Here is a 1,340-nt window from a genome sequence, read left to right on the forward strand (position 1 = left end):
TTCGTTTTTGCTATTACAATTTACCACTTTTAAAACAGTTTTCCTATTTTAGAACCTCCCGGAACATCAATAAAACCAAGGCTTTCATAAACTATCCATCTTTTTTTCGGGGGATGGTTAGTTGAAAAATAAGATAAAACAAAATGCAAAAGATTTCGCTATGTGCTTGGCGGAAAGCAAAGGCTAGTTTGCTCCCGTACTGTTCATAGCTCAACCGTTGTAAAACATACCCAAAAAACATCCAGAATTAAAAATAAACATCTGAATTTTTTGAAAATAGTAACTTTTAAGTTACATTTGTCTGAATGGAAAAAGTTAGGCAAGTAATACAGTATAAAAATTATTTCGAGGAGTTTTTGCTTGCTCAACCGAAAAAGGTTCAGGACAAAATATTTAAGGTCATTGAAATAATCGAAACCTATCAGCACGTGCCGAAAACATATTTGGCGCCAATGAAAACTCACAAGGGACTTTTTGAAGCCCGAATAAAATTAGGTTCGAATATTTGGCGAGTTTTTTGCTTCTTCGACAAAGGTAAGTTAGTTATACTCTTAAACGGATTTACAAAAAAGACGCAGAAAACACCGAAAAAGGAAATTGATAAAGCTGTCCGATTAATGAAAGAGTATTACGAAGAAAAAAACAAAGGAAATGGAAACTAAAAGTTGGAAAGACATAAAGGACACAGTTTACGGAAAAAAAGGAACTGAACGCAGAGACGAACTTGACAGAGACTTTGAATCGTTTAAAATTGGTTTGCTTTTACGCAACGCTCGTGAAGAAAAAAATCTCACTCAAGAACAACTTGGCGAACTGATTGACAAAAAACGAACTTATATCTCTCGTGTGGAAAATAATGGCAGTAATCTGACTTTAAAAACATTGTTTGATATTGTGGAAAAAGGACTTGGCGGAAAAGTTAATATATCAATTGAAGTGTAGAGAAAAGTACGTTTTACAATAACGTATATAGCTCATAGCTAACTAGTTGCTTAATCTAAGTTAGGGCATATTTGCAAGTCCGCCAAATTTTTTAATTTGGCTTATTGATAAAAAAGATAATAAGAAAATTAAAAAATTCGGCTCGCTCTTAACCGAAAATCTATTGCTAATTTGCACGCTACGAGCCATATACAAGACCGTTAGCGAAAATGGCTTTAAAAAAAATACTATGTTAGACAATATATATGAAAATTTCTCAGAAAAGGGTTTAAAACAAGCTAACCATCCCCCGAAAAAAAGATGGATAGTTTATGAAAGCCTTGGTTTTATTGATGTTCCGGGAGGTTCTAAAATAGGAAAACTGTTTTAAAAGTGGTAAATTGTAATAGCAAAAACGA

General features: G+C 33.1%; 3 protein-coding genes. All 3 read left to right on the forward strand.

Going from position 1 to position 1,340, the window contains the following annotated elements:
• Positions 1-305: 305 nt before the first annotated feature.
• Positions 306-662 carry a type II toxin-antitoxin system RelE/ParE family toxin gene (locus ACKWCC_RS19250; RefSeq protein WP_042247318.1) on the forward strand — a complete coding sequence of 119 codons (357 nt, stop codon included), beginning with the start codon at positions 306-308 and terminating at the stop codon, positions 660-662.
• Positions 652-942 carry a helix-turn-helix domain-containing protein gene (locus tag ACKWCC_RS19255; protein ID WP_042247315.1) on the forward strand — a complete coding sequence of 97 codons (291 nt, stop codon included), beginning with the start codon at positions 652-654 and terminating at the stop codon, positions 940-942. Before ACKWCC_RS19250 ends, ACKWCC_RS19255 begins: the two co-directional genes overlap by 11 nt.
• 229 nt (positions 943-1,171) lie before the next feature.
• Positions 1,172-1,312, forward strand: coding sequence for a hypothetical protein (locus ACKWCC_RS19260; protein ID WP_413997597.1), 141 nt, complete (start codon positions 1,172-1,174; stop codon positions 1,310-1,312).
• Positions 1,313-1,340: the final 28 nt, after the last annotated feature.

The sequence above is a fragment of the Maribacter aquimarinus genome, assembly GCF_047345505.1.
Taxonomy (GTDB): Bacteria; Bacteroidota; Bacteroidia; order Flavobacteriales; family Flavobacteriaceae; genus Maribacter.